Source organism: Streptomyces sp. NPDC102402, from assembly GCF_044765765.1.
In the GTDB taxonomy this organism is placed as follows: Bacteria; Actinomycetota; Actinomycetes; order Streptomycetales; family Streptomycetaceae; genus Streptomyces.
Window position 1 is genome coordinate 53,998 of sequence record NZ_JBIWKR010000020.1, and the last position, 19,944, is coordinate 73,941.

The 19,944-nt window shown below is 71.2% G+C and carries 19 protein-coding genes and 1 pseudogene; 12 read left to right on the forward strand and 8 right to left on the reverse strand.

Annotated features, from left to right (window positions below):
• Positions 1 to 70 precede the first annotated feature (70 nt).
• Both ACIRJR_RS33760 and ACIRJR_RS33765 read right to left on the reverse strand, forming a co-directional pair.
• Positions 71 to 667, reverse strand: coding sequence for a helix-turn-helix domain-containing protein (locus ACIRJR_RS33760; RefSeq protein ID WP_403787972.1), 597 nt, complete (start codon positions 665 to 667; stop codon positions 71 to 73).
• Positions 668 to 764: 97 nt separating this feature from the next.
• On the reverse strand, positions 765 to 1,496 hold the full coding sequence (locus ACIRJR_RS33765; RefSeq protein WP_403787974.1) for a PIG-L deacetylase family protein: 732 nt from the start codon (positions 1,494 to 1,496) through the stop codon (positions 765 to 767).
• Between the two features lie 210 nt (positions 1,497 to 1,706).
• Between ACIRJR_RS33765 and ACIRJR_RS33770 the strand changes: the two genes are divergently transcribed.
• On the forward strand, positions 1,707 to 2,279 hold the full coding sequence (locus ACIRJR_RS33770; RefSeq protein ID WP_403787976.1) for a rhodanese-like domain-containing protein: 573 nt from the start codon (positions 1,707 to 1,709) through the stop codon (positions 2,277 to 2,279).
• A 64-nt stretch (positions 2,280 to 2,343) separates the two neighbouring features.
• Here the strand turns inward: ACIRJR_RS33770 and ACIRJR_RS33775 are convergent, their stop codons facing one another.
• A complete protein-coding gene (locus ACIRJR_RS33775; RefSeq protein WP_403787978.1) occupies positions 2,344 to 3,645 on the reverse strand; it encodes an alpha/beta fold hydrolase in 1,302 nt (433 codons plus the stop codon).
• Between the two features lie 402 nt (positions 3,646 to 4,047).
• Here ACIRJR_RS33775 and ACIRJR_RS33780 point away from each other — a divergent pair, with 402 nt between their 5' ends.
• Complete coding sequence (locus ACIRJR_RS33780) at positions 4,048 to 4,872, forward strand: aldo/keto reductase (RefSeq protein ID WP_403787980.1); 825 nt, start codon at positions 4,048 to 4,050, stop codon at positions 4,870 to 4,872.
• 144 nt (positions 4,873 to 5,016) lie between these two features.
• Here the strand turns inward: ACIRJR_RS33780 and ACIRJR_RS33785 are convergent.
• Positions 5,017 to 5,097: pseudogene (locus ACIRJR_RS33785) on the reverse strand (DUF2087 domain-containing protein); the annotation flags it as partial.
• Between the two features lie 83 nt (positions 5,098 to 5,180).
• Here ACIRJR_RS33785 and ACIRJR_RS33790 point away from each other — a divergent pair.
• The 3 genes from ACIRJR_RS33790 to ACIRJR_RS33800 all read left to right on the forward strand — a co-directional run bounded on the left by ACIRJR_RS33790 (position 5,181) and on the right by ACIRJR_RS33800 (position 8,352).
• Positions 5,181 to 6,155 carry an acetylxylan esterase gene (locus ACIRJR_RS33790; protein WP_403787982.1) on the forward strand — a complete coding sequence of 325 codons (975 nt, stop codon included), beginning with the start codon at positions 5,181 to 5,183 and terminating at the stop codon, positions 6,153 to 6,155.
• A gap of 107 nt (positions 6,156 to 6,262) precedes the next feature.
• Complete coding sequence (locus ACIRJR_RS33795; protein ID WP_403787984.1) at positions 6,263 to 7,426, forward strand: Gfo/Idh/MocA family protein; 1,164 nt, start codon at positions 6,263 to 6,265, stop codon at positions 7,424 to 7,426.
• Entirely contained in the window at positions 7,423 to 8,352 is a 930-nt protein-coding gene (locus ACIRJR_RS33800) for a PmoA family protein (RefSeq protein WP_403787986.1), read from the forward strand. The genes ACIRJR_RS33795 and ACIRJR_RS33800 overlap by 4 nt, the downstream gene beginning before the upstream one ends.
• A 108-nt stretch (positions 8,353 to 8,460) precedes the next feature.
• Here the strand turns inward: ACIRJR_RS33800 and ACIRJR_RS33805 are convergent, their stop codons facing one another.
• On the reverse strand, positions 8,461 to 8,904 hold the full coding sequence (locus ACIRJR_RS33805; protein WP_403787988.1) for a nitroreductase family deazaflavin-dependent oxidoreductase: 444 nt from the start codon (positions 8,902 to 8,904) through the stop codon (positions 8,461 to 8,463).
• 322 nt (positions 8,905 to 9,226) lie between these two features.
• On the opposite strand from ACIRJR_RS33805, the gene ACIRJR_RS33810 reads away from it, so the two are divergent.
• The 4 genes from ACIRJR_RS33810 (at position 9,227) to ACIRJR_RS33825 (ending at position 12,533) form a co-directional block, all read left to right on the forward strand.
• Positions 9,227 to 10,588, forward strand: coding sequence for an FAD-dependent oxidoreductase (locus ACIRJR_RS33810; RefSeq protein WP_403787990.1), 1,362 nt, complete (start codon positions 9,227 to 9,229; stop codon positions 10,586 to 10,588).
• Between the two features lie 455 nt (positions 10,589 to 11,043).
• On the forward strand, positions 11,044 to 11,664 hold the full coding sequence (locus tag ACIRJR_RS33815) for an L-threonylcarbamoyladenylate synthase (protein WP_403787992.1): 621 nt from the start codon (positions 11,044 to 11,046) through the stop codon (positions 11,662 to 11,664).
• A gap of 114 nt (positions 11,665 to 11,778) precedes the next feature.
• On the forward strand, positions 11,779 to 11,970 hold the full coding sequence (locus tag ACIRJR_RS33820; protein ID WP_403787994.1) for a DUF6381 family protein: 192 nt from the start codon (positions 11,779 to 11,781) through the stop codon (positions 11,968 to 11,970).
• A gap of 173 nt (positions 11,971 to 12,143) precedes the next feature.
• Complete coding sequence (locus tag ACIRJR_RS33825; RefSeq protein WP_403788052.1) at positions 12,144 to 12,533, forward strand: DUF2267 domain-containing protein; 390 nt, start codon at positions 12,144 to 12,146, stop codon at positions 12,531 to 12,533.
• Here ACIRJR_RS33825 and ACIRJR_RS33830 read toward each other — a convergent pair.
• Entirely contained in the window at positions 12,486 to 13,544 is a 1,059-nt protein-coding gene (locus ACIRJR_RS33830; RefSeq protein WP_403787996.1) for an MsnO8 family LLM class oxidoreductase, read from the reverse strand. The two genes, ACIRJR_RS33825 and ACIRJR_RS33830, sit on opposite strands and share 48 nt — an antisense overlap.
• Positions 13,545 to 14,196: 652 nt before the next feature.
• On the opposite strand from ACIRJR_RS33830, the gene ACIRJR_RS33835 reads away from it, so the two are divergent.
• Together ACIRJR_RS33835 and ACIRJR_RS33840 are read left to right on the forward strand one after the other, a co-directional pair.
• Positions 14,197 to 15,651: a basic amino acid/polyamine antiporter gene (locus tag ACIRJR_RS33835; protein ID WP_403787998.1), complete on the forward strand. Its 1,455-nt coding sequence runs from the start codon at positions 14,197 to 14,199 to the stop codon at positions 15,649 to 15,651.
• 85 nt (positions 15,652 to 15,736) lie between these two features.
• The gene (locus tag ACIRJR_RS33840; protein WP_403788000.1) at positions 15,737 to 16,999 is read left to right on the forward strand and encodes an arginine deiminase; all 1,263 of its coding nucleotides are present in this window, start codon (positions 15,737 to 15,739) and stop codon (positions 16,997 to 16,999) included.
• Positions 17,000 to 17,343: 344 nt separating this feature from the next.
• On the opposite strand, the gene ACIRJR_RS33845 is transcribed toward ACIRJR_RS33840, so the two are convergent.
• Both ACIRJR_RS33845 and ACIRJR_RS33850 read right to left on the reverse strand, forming a co-directional pair.
• Positions 17,344 to 18,234, reverse strand: coding sequence for an endo alpha-1,4 polygalactosaminidase (locus ACIRJR_RS33845; protein WP_403788002.1), 891 nt, complete (start codon positions 18,232 to 18,234; stop codon positions 17,344 to 17,346).
• Positions 18,235 to 18,586: 352 nt separating this feature from the next.
• On the reverse strand, positions 18,587 to 19,348 hold the full coding sequence (locus tag ACIRJR_RS33850) for an IclR family transcriptional regulator (protein ID WP_403788004.1): 762 nt from the start codon (positions 19,346 to 19,348) through the stop codon (positions 18,587 to 18,589).
• Positions 19,349 to 19,593: 245 nt separating this feature from the next.
• Here ACIRJR_RS33850 and ACIRJR_RS33855 point away from each other — a divergent pair, with 245 nt between their 5' ends.
• Positions 19,594 to 19,677 (forward strand): putative leader peptide, encoded by an 84-nt coding sequence (locus ACIRJR_RS33855; protein ID WP_403788054.1) that lies wholly within the window; start codon positions 19,594 to 19,596, stop codon positions 19,675 to 19,677.
• The last annotated feature ends 267 nt before the right edge of the window (positions 19,678 to 19,944 follow it).

Below are 19,944 nucleotides of genomic sequence, written 5' to 3' on the forward strand. Positions count from 1 at the left end.
TGCTCCGGCGCATACTAAGCGGTCGCTTGCCGGTCTGGGAACACCCGGCACCGGCCGGTCCGGAACCCGTTCACGACCTCTTCGGCTTGGCCCTCACATGCATGCGCTCTCCCTGCGGGCCGAAGAGGCTGAGGAACTCGACCGGCTCGTCGCCCGCGGGGCCGAACCAGTGCGGCAGCCTGGTGTCGAACTCGGCGGCCTCACCGGGCGCCAGGACGAGGTCGTGCTCGGCGAGCTTGAGCCGGAGCCTGCCGTTGAGCACGTACAGCCACTCGTATCCCTCGTGCGTGCGCTGCTCGGGCGGCTCGGTGCAGGACGCCGTCTGCACGACCTTGTACGCCTGGAGGCCTCCGGGGCGGGCGGTGAGCGGCAGAGAGGTCTTCGGTCCGTGCACGATCGGCTTCGCCTTGACCCGCGGGTCACCGACCGGTGGCGCACCGACGAGGTCGTCGAGCGGCACCTCGTGCGCCCGGGCGATGGGGAGCAGGAGCTCCAGGCTGGGGCGGCGGCCTCCGGATTCGAGGCGGGAGAGGGTGGAGACGGAGATTCCGGTGGCCTCGGACAGCCCGGCGAGTGTCACACCGCGGTCCTTGCGCAGTCGGCGCAGCCGTGGGCCGACCCCGGTGAGTACGGCGTCCAGCTCGGGGTCGCCCTGGTTCTGTTCCATGGCACCCATTGCAGAATCAGCAATGCCGTTTGTCAATGAGGTGTCACGGCGCGACAGCTGCCGCCGGGAGGGGCGGGCCGGCGGAACGGAGGGCCGCTCAGCGGGGGAAGACCTCGAAGGTGACCGCCGGGCGGCCGCCGAAGCGCTCCGCGGCCGCCTCGGTGGCACCCCTGAGGAACGTGCGGCAGTATGCCTCCGGGTCCTCGTCCGTCAGCACCTGGATGTACGTACGGTGGGCCAGCAGCGACTGGACGGAGCGCTCGAACCCCGGTGTCGCGTCGACCGCGTGGGTGGGCCTGTCGGTGCCCGCGACCGCGACCCAGCGCACCCCGTCCCAGGGTTCGAGGCCCTGCTCGCCCAGCTCGGGGAAGATCCAGCGGTTCCCCGCGTCGCCGGCCGCGTCCAGCGTGGCCCGGCCGACGGCGCGGTGGTCGGGGGTGTTCCAGGCGACGCCGCCCCAGGTGTCGCGGTGATTGAGGGTGATGAGCAGTTCGGGCCGGTGGCGGCGGACGGCGGCGGCGATGTCGCGACGCAGCGCCGTGCCGTACTCGATGACGCCGTCGCGGTGGTCGAGGAACTCGACGGCCGCGACGCCGACGGCGGCGGCGCTCGCCCGCTGCTCCCGCTCGCGCAGCGGGGCGCACTCGCCCGGGTCGATCGTGTCGATCCCGGCCTCGCCCCGGCTCGCCAGGAGGTAGGTGACCTCCCGGCCCTCATCGGTCCAGCCGGCCACGGCGGCGGCGCAGCCGTATTCCAGGTCGTCCGGGTGGGCGACCACCGCCAGTGCGCGGCGCCAGTCCGTGGGCATGGGCTGCAGCTGCTGAGTCATACCCGGCAGGCTATCCGGCGGACGATGACGGGCCCATGCATCGCGGAAGCGGTTCTGGGCAGGGGCGCAAGGAGTCGCTCCGGCCGGACGTACCGCCCGACCAGCCGTGCCGAGCCGGGCAGAATACCCCTGGGGGTATTATTTCCATCCGGGACACCGGGGTGAACACGACCCCGGAGGCCCGTTCAGGCGATCGAAAGGAACCCGCTCGTGATCAGCCCCGCATCCCTCTCCCCCGCCGAGGCCGCGGCCCGCCTGGAGGAGTTCACCGTCATCGACGTGCGGGCCCCCGGCGAGTACGCGTCCGGGCACGTGCCCGGCGCCCTGAACATTCCGCTGGACCGGCTCACCGAGGCGGTGCCCGCCCTGAAGTCGGCCTCCGCCCGCGGTTCCCTGCTCGTGGTGTGTGCCTCCGGTGTCCGGTCCACCAGGGCGTGCGAGATCCTCGCGGACGCCGACATCGACGCCGCCACCCTGACCGGCGGCACCTCCGCCTGGGAGGGTGACGGGCACGGGCTGGACCGCCCGGTGGGGACCCCGGCGACGTGGCCGATGGAGCGGCAGGTGCGCCTCGCCGCCGGCTCCCTGGTGGTGGCGGGCCTGGCAGCGGGCCGCCGCTTCCCGGCGGCACGGTGGCTCTCGGCCGGCGTCGGCGCCGGTCTCGTCTATTCCGCGGTGAGCAACACCTGCGGGATGGCCGCCGTCCTCGCGAGGCTTCCGTACAACCGCGCCCGGCAGTCGTCGGCGGGCCTGGACGCCACGCTGGACGCCCTCCAGGGCTGACCACGGTAGGCCAGGACCTCGTCCGGGGTCGCGCCACGCCCCGGGCCGGCCTGACGACAAGTCCCTAGCGGTCGCTCTCGCCCCGCACGAGGGCGAGCAGCCGGTCCAGAACGCGGGGGCCGCCCGCGCGCACGCCGTCGTGCTCGTACTCGCTGGTCACCCACGTACGCAGCCCGCGGATCGAGGACGCGGTCCGCAGCGCGTGGCCGGTGTCGACGTACATGTCGTCGTGGTAGACGGCGGCGGCCACCGGCACCTCGTTGGCCGCGAGCCGACCGGCGTCGTACAGGGCGGGCCAGTCGGTTCGGGCGGCGAGCAGCTCCGCCGTCTCGCGCAGGGGACGCAGCGCGGGGTCGACGTCGAAGTGCCAGGGATGGATGCTCTCGCCGGTGAAGAGCACGGGGCCCTCACCGGCCAGTGCGGCGGCGGCGTCGAACTGCGGGAACTCGGCGCGGACGCGCTCGGCCGACCAGCCGGTGGGCCGTGCGCCCTGGCCGTAGATCGCCTCGTGCATGAGGGCGTACAGCGGATGCCCGGCGAACGAGGTGGCGGCACACATGGCCTCCTGGAAGGCGTCGGACAGCTCGGCACCCCGGGGGCCGTCCACGAACGCGTTCTCCAGCAGGTAGTGCAGCTGGTGGCTCCCGCTGCCCGTTCCCAGCATGATGCCGAGGGACTGGAAGCCCTCGGGTGTGAGCGTGTGGCCCGCGCTGTCCGGACGGTGCTCGGCGAGGTGGGCCGCGATCGCGCGGGCGCGGGCGACGTCCTGCGGATAGCGGGCGTAGTGCGCCGAGACCTTTCGCTCGATCCGCGGGTATGCGGCCCGGTAGACGTCGTCGGCGTGCGCGTCCAGGGAGGGCAGACCGCCGGTGATCAGCACGGCGTCCAGCCCCTCCGGAGCCGCGGAGAGATACCGGACGGCGCAGAACCCGCCGAAGGACTGCCCGAGGACGGTCCACGGCGCACCGCCGGTCAGCCGGGGCCGGATCGATTCACAGTCGCGGACGATGCTGTCGGAACGGAAGTGGGCGAGGTAGTCGGCCTGCTCACGCGGGCCGCCCCGCAGCGGCAGGGTCTGACGGTTGGCCGGGGTGGACAGGCCGGTGCCGCGCTGGTCCAGGAGCAGCACGCGGAACTCCCGGACCGCCCGGCCCAGCCACGCCTCCGTGCCGACGAAGCGGCGGGCGCCGAAGCCGGGACCGCCCTCCAGGTAGACCATCCACGGCAGGTCCTCGGACACCCTCCCGCTCGCCACGGCCTCGCGGCCGAAGAGCTCGATGGTCTCGCCGCCCGGATCGTCGTGGTCCAGGGGGACCGTGAACCGTCGGTCGGTGAGGATGATGCCGGGCTGGCGGTAGCTGTTCAAGGGAACTCCTGTATCCGGTGCTTCCAGGACAGTTCAGCACACCTCCGTGACCCGTTCGGCCCCGGCCCGTGTGCGTCCTGCCGCCACCCCTCCTACCGTGCCCCATGGACCGGTTCGCCCAGGTCGGGTCAGCGATTCGCCCCTGGCGAGCGGCCGTGCTCCCGAGGTCCGCGAGGGCCGATCAGGGCGACGCCCACAGCGCATCCCTCAACCTCCGGTCGAGGGTGAGACCGGCCGTGGACGGCGACTCGGCCGATCCCCCGGGACCTGAGCGCCCGGCGCGCGGAGCACACCCCCTCCAGATTCACCAGCGTTTGCCATTAACCCGCGTATGCAATTATTGTCGACGCCAGTAATCATTGCACGCGGACCGGCTCGGTCCGACCCACGAGAGGCCTCACCATGCCCACGGTCCCCACCGTCACCCTCAACAACGGAGTCACGATTCCGCAGCTCGGATTCGGTGTCTTCCAGGTCCCCGACGACGAGACGACCACCGCGGTCGCCGGCGCGCTGGAGGCCGGGTACCGCTCCATCGACACCGCCGCCGTCTACGGCAACGAGGCGGGCGTGGGCCGGGCACTGGCGGAGTCCGGACTCCCCCGCGAGGAGCTGTTCGTCACGACGAAGCTCTGGAACGCGGACCAGGGGTACGACTCCACCCTCACCGCCTTCGACGCCAGCCTCGCCAAGCTGGGCCTCGACCATGTGGACCTCTACCTCATCCACTGGCCCACCCCGGCCCGCGACCTCTACCTCGACACGTGGCGCGCCCTGGAGAAGCTGCTGGCCGACGGGCGCATCCGGGCCGCCGGTGTCTCCAACTTCCAGCCCGCCCACCTGCGCCGCCTGCGGGAGGAGAGCTCCCTCGTCCCGGCGGTCAACCAGATCGAACTCCACCCGGGCCTCCAGCAGAGCGAGCTGCGCGCCGTACACGCGGAACACGGCATCGCGACCGAGGCCTGGAGCCCGCTGGCACAGGGCGCGGTCCTCGGCGACGAGGCGATCACCTCCCTCGCCGAGCGCCACGGCAAGTCGCCGGCCCAGGTGGTGCTGCGCTGGCACCTGCAGCTCGGCAACGTCGTGATCCCCAAGTCGGTCACGCCCGCACGCATCCGCCAGAACTTCGACGTCTTCGACTTCGAGCTCTCGGCCTCCGACATGGACGCGATCGCCGGCCTGGACCGCGACATGCGCACGGGCCCGGACCCCGACACCCTCAACTGACGAGCGACGCCGGGCAGGCACCCCACGCCTGCCCGGCGGACGCACGACCAGGACGAGGCCCGCCTCCGGCCAGGGCCTCCCGCCTGGATCACGCCGGGCTCGCGTGCGCCGGTGCCCGATCCGGCCTGATCCGAACGTAAGGCCCTAACGGCCGCGCCGGTAACTGCTGCCGTCCCTGGGGCGCTCCAGGAGACCCGCGACCACGAGGTGGCGACGCAGGGTCGAGCGGCCGAGAGACCTGTCAGCCTCCGGGCCGACCGTCGTACGGTATGACCATTCATTCACCGTACTGCTGAAGGCGGTCCCGCATGACCCTGTTCGACATGCCCCTCGACGAACTGCGCACCTACCGCAGCACGTCGGTGGAGCCCGAGGACTTCGACGCGTTCTGGTCGGCCACGCTCGACGAGGCCAGGACCCACGACCTCGACGCCCGCTTCGAGCGGTGCGGCGGCATCGGACTCACCACCGTCGAGGTCCACGACGTCACGTTCGCCGGCTTCGGCGGCCACCCCGTCAAGGGCTGGTTCGTCGTACCGGCCGGAGCCACCGAGCCGCTGCCCGTGGTCGTGGAGTTCATCGGATACGGCGGCGGACGGAACCTTCCCCACACACACCTGCTCTGGGCCTCCGCGGGCATGGCCCACTTCGTGATGGACACCCGGGGCCAGGGCAGCGGCTGGGCTCCGGGTGACACGGCCGACCCCGTGGGATCCGGTCCCTCGTCGGCCGGTTTCATGACCCGGGGCATCGAGGACGCCGCAGGGTACTACTACCGCAGAGTGATCACCGACGCGGTGCGCGCGGTGGAGGCGGCCCGCTCGCACCCGCTGGCCGACGCGTCCCGCACCGCGGTGTTCGGCACCAGCCAGGGTGGCGGTCTCGCCCTCGCGGCCGGCGGCCTGATACCCGATCTGGCGGCGGTCTCCGCGGACGTGCCGTTCCTCTGCGACTTCCCCCGGGCGACCCGGGTGACCGACCGGAAGCCGTACCGCGAGATCGGTGACTACCTCAAGACGCACCGGGGCAGGGCCGAGCAGGCCAACCGGACACTCGCCTATTTCGACGGGGTCCACTTCGCCGCGCGAGGGCGGGCACCCGCGCTCTTCTCGGTGGCCATGGAGGACCTCACGTGCCCGCCGTCGACGGTGTTCGCCGCGTTCAACGCCTACGCGCACACCGACAAGGAGATCGAGGTCTACGACTTCAACGACCACGAGGGCGGCGGCCCGTTCCAGCAGGCTCTGCAGCTCAAGCGGCTGCCGCAGCTGCTGAAGGCCTGAGGACGACCGCGGCGCGGACCCCTTGACCCGCCTCCCGCACGGAGCCTAGGTTCCTCGGAGAGAAAGCGCTTACTGTCCGGTGGGCGCCCATATCTCCGCCTGAAGGGGTGTTTGTCACGACCAGCAAGTCTTCGCACGGGGAGCCGGTGCGGGTCGCCATAGTCGGGACGGGTGCGATCGCGCGGGTCAGTCATCTGCCCGCGCTGACCGCGCTCTCCGCCGCACAGCCGTTGAAGATCGTCGCCGCGGTCGACGTGGACGCGGCCTCGGTCGAGGCGTTCTGCGCCGGCGCGGGGATCGCCCACTCGTACACGGACCTCGACCGGATGCTCGCCGAGCAACGCCCCGACCTGGTCACACTCGCCACCCCGCCCCGGTTCCACCGCGATCAGACGGTGGCCGCCCTACGCGCCGGGGCGTGGGTGTGGTGCGAGAAGCCTCCTTGCCCGTCACTGGAGGACTTCGACGCGATGGAGGAGGCCGAGGGGTCCCGCGGCGACGGTCCGTACGCGGCGATCGTGTTCCAGCACCGCTTCGGATCGGGATCCCGGCACGTCGGGGGGCTGCTCGCCGGTCAGGCCATGGGCCGGCCGCTGGTGGCCCACTGCCAGACCACCTGGTACAGGGACGAGGCGTACTACGCCGCACCCTGGCGCGGAAGCTGGAGCAGCGAGGGCGGCGGACCGGCGATGGGGCACGGCATCCACCAGATGGACCTGCTGCTCGATCTGCTGGGCCCGTGGACGGAGATCAGGGCGATGGCCGGACGCCTGGTGCACGACGTGGAGACGGAGGACGTCTCCACCGCACTCGTCCGCTTCGAGAACGGCGCGCTGGCCACCGTCGTCAACAGCGTCCTCAGCCCGGACGAGGTCAGCCGCATCCGGATCGACTGCGAACGCGCCACGGTCGAACTCACCCACCTGTACGGGCATCGCAACGCGGACTGGCGGATCACACCGGCCCCTGGGGTCGCCTCCGAAGAGGCCGCCGCCTGGCGGGACTTCGGGCCCGACATACCCAGTTCGCACGAGGCTCAGCTCACCGGCCTGCTGGAGGACCTGCGGGCCGGACGCAGGCCGCGGAGCAGCGGTGCGGACGGCCGCAAGAGCCTCGAACTGGTGGCCGCGCTCTACAAGGCGGCCTTCACCGGCGGCACCGTACGGGCGGGCGAGATCGGCCCCGGCGATCCGTACTACAGCGCGCTGCACGGCGGTGCTCCCGGCTGGGCACCGGAGCACCTGGACAAGGCGGCAGGGGTCTCCGCATGACGCCGGCCGTGGGACTCGTCCACCACCACGGACACCACCTCTCGGTGACATCGTCACGGAGCGGGGTGGAACTGCTGCGCTACGTCTACCGGGCCGAGGACGAGTGGGAGGCGCCGAAGCCGTACATCCATCCCCTGCGCACCCTGTCCGGCCAGGTCGTGACCGGCTACCGCCCGAACGACCACCGCTGGCACAAGGGGCTGCAGATGACCGCCTCCCACCTGTCCGGCGCGAACCTGTGGGGCGGCAACAGTTACGTGCACGGGGAGGGGTACGTCGCGCTGCCGGAACGCGTGGGCTCCATGGCACACGCCGGGTTCGACGACGTGTCGGTGCACGACGACGGCGCCCGCTTCTCCGAACGGCTCACCTGGCATCCGCGCAGCGGCGCCCTCTGGGCGGACGAGACGCGCAGGATCGAGGTCCACGACCTCGACGAGACGAGCGGGAGCTGGGCGCTGACCTGGTCCTCCGCGATCACCAACCGCCGTCGGGAGCCGCTTCGCTTCGGCAGCCCGACGACGCACGGCCGCCCGAACGCGGGATACACCGGACTGTTCTGGCGGGGACCACGCGCCTTCCGGGACGGCCGGATCATCGCTCCGCACGCGGAAGGGCCGGACCTGATGGGCCAGCAGGCTCCCTGGCTCGCGTACAGCGGGGAGCACGACGAGGCCGACGGGCACGCGACGCTCGTCTTCGTCCACTCCCCCGAGAACGACCACACCGGTGCGAACGGGCAGCACCCGGCGCACTGGTTCGTGCGCAACTCGTCCTTCGCGGCCGTCGCCCCGTCGTTCGCCTTCAACGACGAGCTGGTGCTGGAGCCGGAGGCGACCCTGACCCGCCGCTACCGGGTGGTGGTCGCGGACGGCGCGTGGGAGCGCGACCGGATCGCCTCCGTGGTCGGCGGACTCTCCTGGTAGCGGATTCGGCCGCCGGGCCGGGGGCGGTCCGGAAACCGCGTCCGCCGGGCCGGACCGCCCGGCCCGGCATCCTCCGCGGCCCCTGCCGGTCCGGTCGCGGCCGGCGCCTCAGCCCTTACCGGACGGCGACAGGATGAACACGGGGATCTCGCGGTCCGTCTTGGTCTGGTAGTCGGCGTAGTCGGGGAAGGCCTCGACGGCGCGGGCCCACCACAGGTCCTTCTCCTCGCCCGTGACCTCGCGGGCGACCATGTCCTGCCGTACGGTCCCGTCCCGCAGCTCCACCTCGGGGTCCGCCTGGACGTTGTAGTACCAGACGGGGTGCTTGGGAGCCCCGCCGAGGGAGGCGACGACGGCGTACTCCCCGCCGTGCTCGACCCGCATGAGCGGGGTCTTGCGGATCTTGCCGCTCTTGGCGCCGCGCGTCGTGAGGAGGATGACGGGCATGCCGCGCATGGTGGTGCCCTGCGTCCCACCGGAGCTCTCGATCAGCTCGACCTGCTCACGGACCCACGTCGTCGGGCTCGGCTCGTACTCGCCCTCGATCGGCATCTCTCATGTCCTCTCGTCGGAGTGCTTCGGTCGTGTGCCCATCATGGCTCCGCCTGGGAACCGGGGCACGCGATGACACCGGCGTACAGCCTGCCCGCCCTCGGCCGTCTCATTCCCTGGACCGACGTGAGACGGCCGAGGGAGGTTCCGCCCACAGAAATCGAACCTTTTCATAGCCATACGTCCACTTATTGCCTGACTATCCTCTCGCCCCACTCCGGGGTCTCCTGGGGACAGGCCGTACCGTGGGGGCAGCGGAGTAAGCCAAGCCTTACCCCGCTGCACTCTGCCCGTGCTCGTCCGCCCTAAGGAACAACACTCCATGACACGCCCCGTCCGCGTCGCCATCGTCGGAGCCGGTCCCGCCGGAATCTACGCAGCGGACGCGCTCCTCAAGTCCGAGGCCGCCCAGGAGCCGGGCGTATCGATCGACCTGTTCGAGCGTATGCCCGCTCCCTTCGGCCTGATCCGGTACGGGGTGGCTCCTGACCACCCGCGGATCAAGGGCATCGTCAAGGCGCTGCACCAGGTCCTGGACAAGCCGCAGCTGCGGCTGTTCGGCAACGTCGACTACCCCAACGACATCGGCCTCGACGACCTGCGGTCCTTCTACGACGCCGTGATCTTCTCGACCGGCGCCGACGCCGACCGCGCCCTGGACATACCCGGGATCGAGCTGGAGGGTTCCTACGGCGCGGCGGACTTCGTCGCCTGGTACGACGGTCACCCGGAGGTCCCGCGCACCTGGCCGCTCGAGGCCGAGAAGGTCGCCGTGCTCGGCGTCGGCAACGTGGCCCTGGACGTCGCGCGCATCCTCGCCAAGACGGCGGACGAGCTGCTCCCGACGGAGATCCCCGCGAACGTCTACGACGGGCTCAAGGCGAACAAGGCCCTCGAGGTGCACGTCTTCGGCCGGCGCGGACCGGCCCAGGCGAAGTTCAGCCCGATGGAGCTGCGCGAGCTGGACCACTCGCCGAACATCGAGGTCATCGTCAACCCCGAGGACATCGACTACGACGAGGGCTCGATCGCCACCCGGCGGGAGAACAAGCAGGCCAACATGGTCGCCTCCACGCTGGAGAACTGGGCGATCCGCGACGTGGGCGACCGCCGCCACAAGCTCTTCCTGCACTTCTTCGAATCCCCGGTGGAGGTCGTCGGCGAGGACGGCCGCGTCGTCGCGCTGCGCACCGAGCGCACGGAGCTGGACGGCACGGGCAATGTGAAGGGCACGGGCCGTCACACGGACTGGGACGTGCAGAGCGTCTACCGCGCGGTCGGCTACTACTCGGAGGAGCTCGCGAAGCTGCCCTTCGACGTGATCTCCGGCACCGTCCCGCACGCGGCGGGACGCGTACTGACCGGTGACGAGCCGATGCCCTCGGTGTACGTCACGGGGTGGATCAAGCGCGGACCGATCGGCCTGATCGGTCACACCAAGGGTGACGCCAACGAGACGGTGGCCTGCCTGCTCGAGGACCATGCCGCCGGCCGGCTGCCCGAGCCGGCGCAGCCCGGTTCCGACGCGGTCGTCGACTTCCTGGAGCAGCGTGGTGTCCGCTACACCACCAAGGAGGGCTGGCACCGCCTGGACGCCCACGAGCAGGCGCTCGGCGCCGAGCAGGGCCGCGAGCGGGTCAAGGTCGTCGACCGTGCGGCCATGCTGGACGCGTCCGGGGCCTGACGGCCTCAGAACGTTCCGCGCCCCTGGATCCTCCGCCGCAGGCGGGCTCCGGGGGCGTGGTGCTGTCCGGGCCTCGGAGCACTCCGGACCGGCATGCTCCGAGCTACGGCGTCCGTGCGCCCGGCCGGCCGGTTCCAGGCACCCGCGAGCGATCCGTGCGCCGGCCGGGGGCCGGGTGACAGCGCCCGCACACGCAAGGCGTCCAGCGAGTGCCTGCCCTGGCTCAGCACCGAACTGCCGCCGTCCTGAAGGCAGGTCAGCGGCCTGGCGTGCGACGTGGTCCGGTGGTTCTCGTGCCGGCCGGGGCGGAATCGTGCCGTGCTGACAGTCCGGCGGGACGTTTCGGGCGCTCCTGCTCGTCGCCGCTCCCGTTCCGCTCACGGCGGGTGGACCGCCCCGCCCCGTGCACCCGCCGTAAGCGGAACGCGTCTGCCCGGAGGCCGTAGACTCGCCGGATGGCCAAGTACTTCGATGTGCACCCCGAGAACCCCCAGCGCCGCACCATCACCAACGTGGCCGAGAGCATCAGGTCCGGCGCCCTCGTCGCGTATCCGACCGACTCCTGTTACGCCCTGGGCTGCCAGCTGGGCAGTCGCGACGGGATCGACCGCATCCGGTCGATCCGGAACCTCGACGACCGCCACCACTTCACCCTGGTGTGCCAGAACTTCGCGCAGCTCGGCCGGTTCGTCCAGGTCGACAACGACGTCTTCCGGGCGATCAAGGCCGCGACGCCCGGGAGTTACACCTTCATCCTTCCCGCCACCAAGGAGGTGCCGCGCCAGCTGCTGCACCCGAAGAAGAAGACGGTCGGCGTCCGCATCCCGGATCACATCGTCACGCAGGCCCTGCTCGCCGAGATCGGCGAGCCGCTGCTGTCCAGCACGCTGCTGCTGCCGGACGAGGAAGAGCCGCTGACGCAGGGCTGGGAGATCAAGGAACGTCTCGACCACGTCGTGGACGTCGTGCTCGACTCCGGCGACTGCGGCACCGAGCCGACGACCGTCATCGACTTCTCCGGCGGGGAGATGGAGGTCGTGCGCCGGGGCGCCGGCGACCTGTCCCGGTTCGAGTAGGACACCCCGCCCACGGTCACTCCGCGCTTCCGGCACCCTTGCCGAGATGCGCGCACCCCCGGGTGCCTGGTTCGGTGGAGGGGTCCGCTCCGCCCACCGCCCCAGGGAGTGATCATGAGCGACGCAGATGATGTCCGGGACCGTCTCCAGCAGATGCGCGACCAGGCCGAGGACCTCGAGAAGGCCGCCGAGCGGGCTTCCGACCCCGCGGAACGACAGCGCCTCGAGGACGAGGCGCACCAGCTCGAATCCCGGAGTGTGCAGTTCAGCGGCATGGCGAGCGGAGACATCTACCCCATGCAGTAGGCGTGGAGGCGACTCCGGGGTACGAAGGCCGGGCCCCGCTTGCCCACACCTCGATCGCGTGCTATCACCGGAACTGAGGTGCTTTCGGTGGATACGCGGAGGGTGGGGCACGGGCTTCCCCTCCCCCGCCCCGCTCTCCGCCCGCGCTCCGCGAAGGGGACGCCGTGACGTACATGAGGTGGCAGCCGTTCCTGGAGGCAGTCCAGGAACGCGGCGAGTATCCGTCCGGCCTGGAAGCGGAGAGGGCGTCCCGCGTCGTCCTCGCGCTGCTCGGAGCGCATGTGGTCGGCGAGGAGCGGAACGAACTGGCCGCCCGGCTGCCGGAGACGTTCGCCCTCATTCTCCTGAACCCTCTGCAGGCCGCCGAGCCCCTCGGTCCGGAGCGGTTCGTGCGCGCGGTCTCCGCCTGGATCGAGGGTGCGAACGAACAGACGGCCGCGTGGGACACGAGTGCCGTGCTGAGCGTGGTGGCCGACGCCTCGGGCGCGGAACTGCTGGAGCGGATCCTCCTGCAGCTACCTCCGGGGTACGACCTGCTCTTCGGCCACCCCGGCGACGGCTGAGGCCTGGCCCAGACCCGCGATCCGGGCCAGCCGCCCCAGGGAATCCACCAGTGCCTCGCGGTCGTACGTGCTCGTGGTGACCAGCACCTCGTCGGCGCCGGTCTTCTCGACGGCCCGCTCGAGCCCGGCCGCCACCACCTCCTCGGTGCCCGCCAGGTGTCCGCGCAGGCCGCTCTCGAACAGAACCCGCTCCTTCCCGGTCATGGTCAGGGCGTCGATCCGCCCGGCAGGTGCCAGCGGCGGAAAGGAGCCGCGGGTGCGCGCGTACGCCATGGACCAGGCTTCGGGTACCAGAAGCCGCCGGGCCTCCTCCTCGGTGCCTGCGGCCGCGACGGTGCCGGCCACGATCACATAGGGCTCCTGAGCCCAGGTGGAGGGGCGGAATCCGGCGCGGTACTCCTCGACCGCCCGTATCAGTTTCTCCCGGCCGCGGAGATCGCCCACGACCAGCGGCAGCCCAGCGGCCGCGGCGATGGCGGCGCCTTCACCGGTCGCCAGGACGTACGGGGGGACGCGCAGCCCCTCGGCGGGGCGGGCGTGGACCTGGGGGTGAGCATGCTGAGTGCCGTCCATCCACCCGAGGAGCTCGGTGAGCTGTCCGGCGAATCCGTCGGCGTCCTCCTTGTCCCGGCCGAGAGCTCTGCGGATTCCGTCGGTGAAGCCGACCGAACGCCCCAGCCCCATGTCGATCCGGCCGGGAAAGAGAGAAGCGAGGACCCCGAACTGCTCGGCCACGACGAAAGGCTGATGGTTCGGGAGCATCACCCCGCCGGTGCCCACCCGGATCGTGGAGGTGGCGGCAGCGACGGCGGCGGCGAGAACCGTCGGCGCCGAGCCGGCCACACCGGGCACGCTGTGGTGCTCGGACACCCAGAAGCGGTGGAAGCCGAGGGCCTCGGCCGTCCCTGCCAGCGCGACGGTGTCCCGCAGGGCCTGCGGGCCGTCGTGCCCCTCGCGGGTGCGGGAGCGGTCGAGGAAGGAGAACCGGGTCGACGCGAAAGAAGAGCTCACTCCTGCTTCAACGCCGTGAGCGCGCCGGGATTCCCCGGGACGGCGGCCGCTCAGCGCGCCGAGACCGCCGCGATGGCCTGCGCGGGCGGTCACGCAGTCCGAGGAGCGGGTGTTCGCCGACGGGGTCTACGACACGCCCGCCGTCGCCGCCGCACACGTCGGGACGGCGGTGGGCGCGGGGGGTTGCGATCTCACCCTGGACACCTCGGACGGCGTCGTCATCCGCGAGTCATCCACGCGGACCCGACCGTGACCAGAGCGGCGGCCCTGTCCCGGGCGACCCGTCCACCGGTCGTGCAGAACCTGGCTGCCGTCGGCGCGTTCGCCTCCGCCCGGACCGTCCGGGGCCTCGTCGGCCACCTGCATTCCCGCTGGGCGTCCTCGGGCACGAAGGCCCCACCGTCATCATCGGCCTCAGTGGCCTCCGGCTGCTGCGCGAATCGGCGTGGTGCCGCACGGACGGGCGGGGGCCGGACCCACCGCACGATTGTCACCCGGCCCGCTCCCAGTCCCGGCTGACGACGCGTCACCACACGGGTCGCCACCCGTCGGCGATGCCGTACAGCCGGCAGCCCATCACACCCACACTCGGGCATTTCGGATATTCTGAAGCTAAAGTTGCCCTCGTATCCGCGCCGCACGAGGGGACCACATGACCAGCTCCCGCACCGGGACCGATGCCCCCGAAGGACCCACCACCGCGGTCAAGATGACACTGCTCACGCTGACGACGATGGTGGTCGGCTCGATGGTGGGCGCCGGGGTGTTCTCCCTGCCGTCACGTTTCGCGCAGGAGACCGGTGTCGCCGGGGCGCTGATCGCCTGGGCGATCGCCGGGACCGGCATGCTGATGCTCGCGTTCGTCTTCCAGACACTCGCCGTGCGCAGGCCCGACCTCGACGCCGGTGTCTACGCCTACGCCAAGGCCGGCTTCGGGGAGTACCTCGGCTTCTTCTCCGCCTTCGGATACTGGGCCAGCGCCTGTGTCGGCAACGTGACGTACTGGGTGCTCATCACCTCGACGGTCGGAGCCGTCTGGCCGGCGCTCGGCGACGGCGACACGGTCCTCGCCATCATCGTGTCCACGGCCGGCCTGTGGGCGTTCTACTTCCTCATCCGCCGGGGAGTGAAGGAAGCCGCGGCGATCAACAGGGTCGTGACGGTGGCCAAGGTGGTCCCGATCATCGTCTTCGTCATCCTCGCCCTGTTCTTCTTCGACGCGAGGGTCTTCGCCGACAACTTCGGCGGCGCGGACTACGCGGGCTCCCTGTTCGACCAGGTGCGGGGCACCATGCTGGCCACGGTGTTCGTCTTCCTCGGAGTGGAGGGCGCCAGCGTCTACTCCCGCCACGCGAAGCGCAGGGAGGACATCGGGAGGGCCACCGTCCTGGGTTTCCTCAGTGTCTTCGCGGTCTTCGCCTCGGTCACCATCGTGTCGTACGGCATCATGCCGATGGCCGAGATCGCCGACCTCCGACAGCCCTCCATGGCAGAGGTCCTGGAGGAGGCGGTCGGCACCTGGGGGCAGGTCTTCGTCAGCGTAGGGCTGATCGTGTCCGTGCTCGGCGCCTATCTCGCATGGACCCTGATGGCGGCGGAGGTCCTCTTCGTCGCCGCCAAGGACGACGACATGCCCCGCTTCCTGCGCCGCGCCAATTCCGCCGACGTACCCGTGCCGGCGCTGCTGATGACGACCCTGCTGTCGCAGATCGTCCTGGTCATCACGCTGTTCTCGGACGACGCGTTCAACTTCGCCCTCGATCTGACCAGCTCCCTGTCCCTGATCCCGTTCCTCCTCGCGGCGGCGTTCGCGCTCAAGATCCTGGTGCGGCCCGATGAACTGACCAGGGGACAGCGTGGCGGGCGCGATCTGGTCGTGAGCGTGCTGGCGACGGTCTACACCGCGTTCCTCCTGTTCGCCGCCGGGCTGAAATTCGTCCTGGTCTCCTTCATCGTCTACGCGCCCGCCACGATCCTGTTCGCGATGGCCCGCAGAGAGCAGGGCCGACGTGTCTTCTCCCCGGTCGAACTCGCCATCTGCGCGCTCTCGGTCCTCGGGGCCGTGACGGGCGTGATCGCCCTGGCCTCCGGGTGGATCAGCCTCTGACGGTCACCGCCAGTCCCCCTCCACCGGCCCGGTGTGTCCACGAGCGAGTACCCGGTCCTCATCCGGAATTTCGAAGGGAAGCCCCATGACGAACCCATCCGCCGGCGCGCCCCCCGTGCACGGTGTCCACTCCGAGGTCGGCAGACTGCGCAAGGTGCTGGTCTGCGCGCCGGGCCTCGCACACCGCAGGCTCACCCCGAGCAACGCGAGTGACCTGCTCTTCGACGACGTGATGTGGGTGGACAACGCCCAGCGGGACCACGCCGACTTCGTCGGCAAGCTCGAGCAGGCCGGTGTCGAGGTGGTGGAGCTCCACGACCTGCTGGCCCGGACGCTCACGGACCCCGCGGCCAAGGCGTGGCTGCTCGACCGCAAGATCGTCCCCAACGAGGTCGGCCTGGGACTCGTGGACCCGACCCGCTCCTACCTGGAGTCGCTGGAGCCGCGGGAGCTGGCCGGGTACCTGATCGGCGGCCTGGCCACAGCGGAGCTGCCCGAGGAGTACCGCTCCGGCTACCTCTCCCTCGCCCGCGAGTCGACGGGGGCGCGCGAGTACCTGATGCCTCCGCTGCCGAACACGCTCTACACCCGCGACACCACCTGCTGGCTGTACGGCGGGGTGACGCTCAATCCGCTGTACTGGCCCGCCCGTCACGACGAGACGTTGCTGATGAAGGCGGTCTACCGCTTCCATCCGGACTTCACGGGGTCGAAGGTCTGGTGGGGCGACCCGGAGCTGGACTGGGGCCAGGCCACCTTCGAGGGCGGCGACATCATGCCGGTCGGCAACGGCGTCGTCCTCATGGGCATGAGCGAACGCACCTCACGGCAGGCCATCACCCAGGTCGCCGCGTCCCTGTTCGAGCAGGGGGCCGCCGAGCGGGTGGTGGTGGCCGCCATGCCGAAACTGCGGGCGGCCATGCATCTGGACACCGTCCTCACCTTCGCCGACCGCGACATCGTCACCCTCTACCCGAGGATCATGGACGCGGTCCACACCTTCTCCCTCCACCCGAGCGACAAGGCGCCCGGCGTGGACGTCGTCGACGAGGGATCGCGCCCGTTCACCGAGGTCGTGGCAAGGAGTCTCGGCCTGCCCGCCCTACGGGTGATCGAGACGGGCGGCGACGTGTACGCCTCCGAGCGCCAGCAGTGGGACAGCGGGAACAACGCCGTCGCCCTCGAACCGGGAGTCGTCGTCACCTACGACCGCAACACCCAGACCAACGATCTGCTGCGCGCCGCGGGCGTAGAGGTCATCACGATCGTCGGTGCGGAACTGGGCCGGGGCCGGGGCGGCGGGCACTGCATGACCTGCCCGCTCATCCGCGAGCCGGTGGACTTCTGAGCCGTGCGAGGGACGACGCGGGACCGGGTGAGGCGCGTCCGAGCACTCCGGTCGGTCGACCTCACCGACTGCGCCCGCCCGCACGGCCGGACGTCATTCCTCGGCACTGCGGCGGGACCTGAGCGACAGGGAAGCTCACGTCCGGAGCGGGAAGGCTGCTCCCCGCCCGCTCACCAGGCCTCCTCCAGGAGTCCGGTGAGCGCCTCGGTCTCCAAGGCGCGGGGGTTCGGACACGGCTGGGCGGCCACACGCGCTGCGATGGCGCCGAGACCGTCGGGTCCCGCGTTGTCACCGGGTTCTCCCCTCCTGTCTGTGGAGCGGTCGAGAGCCTCACCGTCCCGTGTTCAACAGGCCCGGTACACATGCCCCTTCCCGCCCGCGGGCAGCACGTCGAGGTCTCGCAGGACGAGGGAGATCCTGTCGCCCCAGGTGGAGCAGGCCTCGTCGAAGCCCACGTCACCCTCGCCCTCGTACTCTACGGCGAAGACCCGGTCGTCGTACGCCTCGGCGTAGGCGCCGCACTCGTCGAACTGGGCGCATTCCTCCGTCACGGCGAAGTCGAAGCCGATCCCTGTGTGCCGATCGAGCAGGTCGGTGGTGTTCTTCTGCCCGATCGCGAGGCCTTCGCTGTGCGCTCTGTCGGCCAACAGCGTTGCGAATGCGGCGTTATGGGCCTGTGTCAGCTTGCCCTTCGAGCGCTCGAAGGAGTCGAGGTTGTCCGGTTCCACCGCCTGGAAGCCGCTCTCCGCGCAGCCGTCGATCCACTCCCCCACGATCTCCGCGAGCTCGGTCCGCCTGGCGGGTGTGGAGGTGTCCAGGAGCACCTCGTCCCACCCCTCGTCGATGATCAGTTCCCCGTCGCCGTCACGCAACAGAAGGCCGGGGTGGGCGTCCTGCCACCACTCCAGTGCGCCGGGCTGCGTCTGGAAGGCATTCACGTAGCAGACGTTGTACAGACCGTCGGCCGGCTGGTCCTCGCGGTCGCGGGACACCGCTCGTACTCCGTCGGGCGGCGTGTAGCCCCCGCCGATCTGGTAGTCGAACCCCGTTCCGGGGGTCGGCAGGAGTACCTCGGCGGCCTGCGTGCGCCGCTCCGGCCGCGCTTCCTCGGGTGCCTCGTTCGCGGCGGTGCAGCCCACCAGCAGGGTCGCCCCGAGGGCACAGGCCAGGCCGGTGGAGGCACCGGGCACCACACGTCCGCGGCGGAAGTACGGGAAGGGGGCGCGGGCGGCCACGCGTGCTCCAGGTGTCGGGGGATCCGGAAGAGGACGTGTACATCCTCCGTCACCGCCCCCTTCGGGATCTCCCCGGGTGGACGGCATGGCCCCGGGACACGGGCAGGGCCGTGGCCCGCCGTGCCGGTCGGGGCCCGGAGGCCGTCCGCGGCGCGGGAGCCTACGGGCCCGGAGGCCGTCCGCGGCGCGGGAGCCTCACGGAACACCGGCAAGGTGAAGACGCAGGGCTGTGTGATGACGACGTGGGCGTGGCGGGCGGCGCCGGCGAGCGCGCGGACCGTCGATTCCTCGAACCTGTCCGTCACCGGTCGATCGCGTCCTGACAGGCCCTGAGCCGGGTGGAACGTGCCGGTCAGCAAGGCGGAGAGGGCAGCAGGGCAGCGGCCTTCCGCAGCGCCAGGGCGTGCCGGGCGAGTTCGGGTTCGCCGCCCCGGTCCGCCGGCATGGACGCCATGAGGGCGAGCCGGTCGCGCCAGCTGCTTCCACCCAGCAGCACGGCGACGGCGTTCATTCCCCGCACCGACTCGCCGACGCTGTCGGCGCGGCCGGTGGAGCGGATTCCGGCCAGCTCGGACAGGAGGGCGGAACGTGAGGCCGGAGTACGGCTGGTGACCCCGGGCAGCGGTTCCTCCGGGTAGAGGGCGCAGACCTGTTCGGTGGTCAGCTGGGCGAGCAGCACCTTGCCGGCCGAGGTGGCGTGTGCGGGGTGTGCGCGCCCCGTCTCCAGGACGGCGCGCACCGGGTGTGGTGACTCCCGGCCGTCGGTGATGATCACCTGGTCACCGATCAGGGCGGCGGTGCTGATCGTTTCTCCGGTGGCGGTGGCCGCCGCGTCCAGCACCCCCTGCAGCCGCGCCCTGATCTCGGGCGCGTAGCCTGCCGGCCGGCCCAGCGTGACCAGTTCGGGTCCTGCGGAGTAGCCCCGGCCCGAGGTGTCGCGGGTGGCGAAGCCCCGCGACTCGAGCGTGCTGAGGACACGGTGCGCGGTGGAGCGGGCGACGTCCAGTTCCCTGGCGGCGTCGGTGACCGACAGGGTGTCATGGGTGAGGAACAGGCGCATCAGGCGCAGCCCGGTGTCCAATGACTCGATGATGTAGCTCTTGGGGTCGGCCACGGGGTCCTCTCGGTCGTGTCGTGGGGGCCGTGTTCCGGTGCGGGCCCGCACCCATGATTCCGGGCCGGTCACATGCAGGAGCAACCGGCGGCCACCACCAGCTCCGTGCCAGGTGACCAAGCGTGGCAGACCACGGTCCTCACTTCCTCTCACGATGGGCGGGCCCCGGACTCACGCCCCTTCGCAGGACCGCCCCGACGGGCCGGTCTTGACCGGGTGTCAGGCCTGCTGCTTGGATCACCCGCATGAAGCGCTGCCAGGAACTCACGCGACGACGCCACGTCGATCTCGTGCGTACCGCAGGTGCTCTCTGTCGCCACGCGGGCTGACGGCGCGGGCGGTTCCCACCCCGCTCCTGCTCGGGCACCGGCTCCGCCACCGTTCCTCCACCGACGAACGCACGGGCGTCCGGCCCGGCCCGACGATGCTCCTGCCCTCCGCGGAGCCGCATTCCGTCCGCCCTCGCCCTCGCCCTCGCACCTGGGGCTGGTGCTCATGTACGCGGCAGGTCAACACACCCCTCCTCAGCAGAGGTTGATCTCGCACGTCTCCCCGCCACGCCCGCCCATTCGTCCGTTCATCCGAAAGGACCGTCC

What these genes read in the sequence shown, in the direction of transcription:
- ACIRJR_RS33835 (WP_403787998.1), top strand. Translation starts at nt 14,197, where the DNA reads ATGACCAGCTCCCGCACCGGGACCGATGCCCCCGAAGGACCCACCACC.
- ACIRJR_RS33805 (WP_403787988.1), bottom strand. Translation starts at nt 8,904, where the DNA reads ATGCCGATCGAGGGCGAGTACGAGCCGAGCCCGACGACGTGGGTCCGT.
- ACIRJR_RS33765 (WP_403787974.1), bottom strand. Translation starts at nt 1,496, where the DNA reads ATGACTCAGCAGCTGCAGCCCATGCCCACGGACTGGCGCCGCGCACTG.
- ACIRJR_RS33825 (WP_403788052.1), top strand. Translation starts at nt 12,144, where the DNA reads ATGAGGTGGCAGCCGTTCCTGGAGGCAGTCCAGGAACGCGGCGAGTAT.
- ACIRJR_RS33760 (WP_403787972.1), bottom strand. Translation starts at nt 667, where the DNA reads ATGGAACAGAACCAGGGCGACCCCGAGCTGGACGCCGTACTCACCGGG.
- ACIRJR_RS33840 (WP_403788000.1), top strand. Translation starts at nt 15,737, where the DNA reads ATGACGAACCCATCCGCCGGCGCGCCCCCCGTGCACGGTGTCCACTCC.
- ACIRJR_RS33815 (WP_403787992.1), top strand. Translation starts at nt 11,044, where the DNA reads ATGGCCAAGTACTTCGATGTGCACCCCGAGAACCCCCAGCGCCGCACC.
- ACIRJR_RS33780 (WP_403787980.1), top strand. Translation starts at nt 4,048, where the DNA reads ATGCCCACGGTCCCCACCGTCACCCTCAACAACGGAGTCACGATTCCG.
- ACIRJR_RS33790 (WP_403787982.1), top strand. Translation starts at nt 5,181, where the DNA reads ATGACCCTGTTCGACATGCCCCTCGACGAACTGCGCACCTACCGCAGC.
- ACIRJR_RS33810 (WP_403787990.1), top strand. Translation starts at nt 9,227, where the DNA reads ATGACACGCCCCGTCCGCGTCGCCATCGTCGGAGCCGGTCCCGCCGGA.
- ACIRJR_RS33820 (WP_403787994.1), top strand. Translation starts at nt 11,779, where the DNA reads ATGAGCGACGCAGATGATGTCCGGGACCGTCTCCAGCAGATGCGCGAC.
- ACIRJR_RS33800 (WP_403787986.1), top strand. Translation starts at nt 7,423, where the DNA reads ATGACGCCGGCCGTGGGACTCGTCCACCACCACGGACACCACCTCTCG.
- ACIRJR_RS33855 (WP_403788054.1), top strand. Translation starts at nt 19,594, where the DNA reads ATGAAGCGCTGCCAGGAACTCACGCGACGACGCCACGTCGATCTCGTG.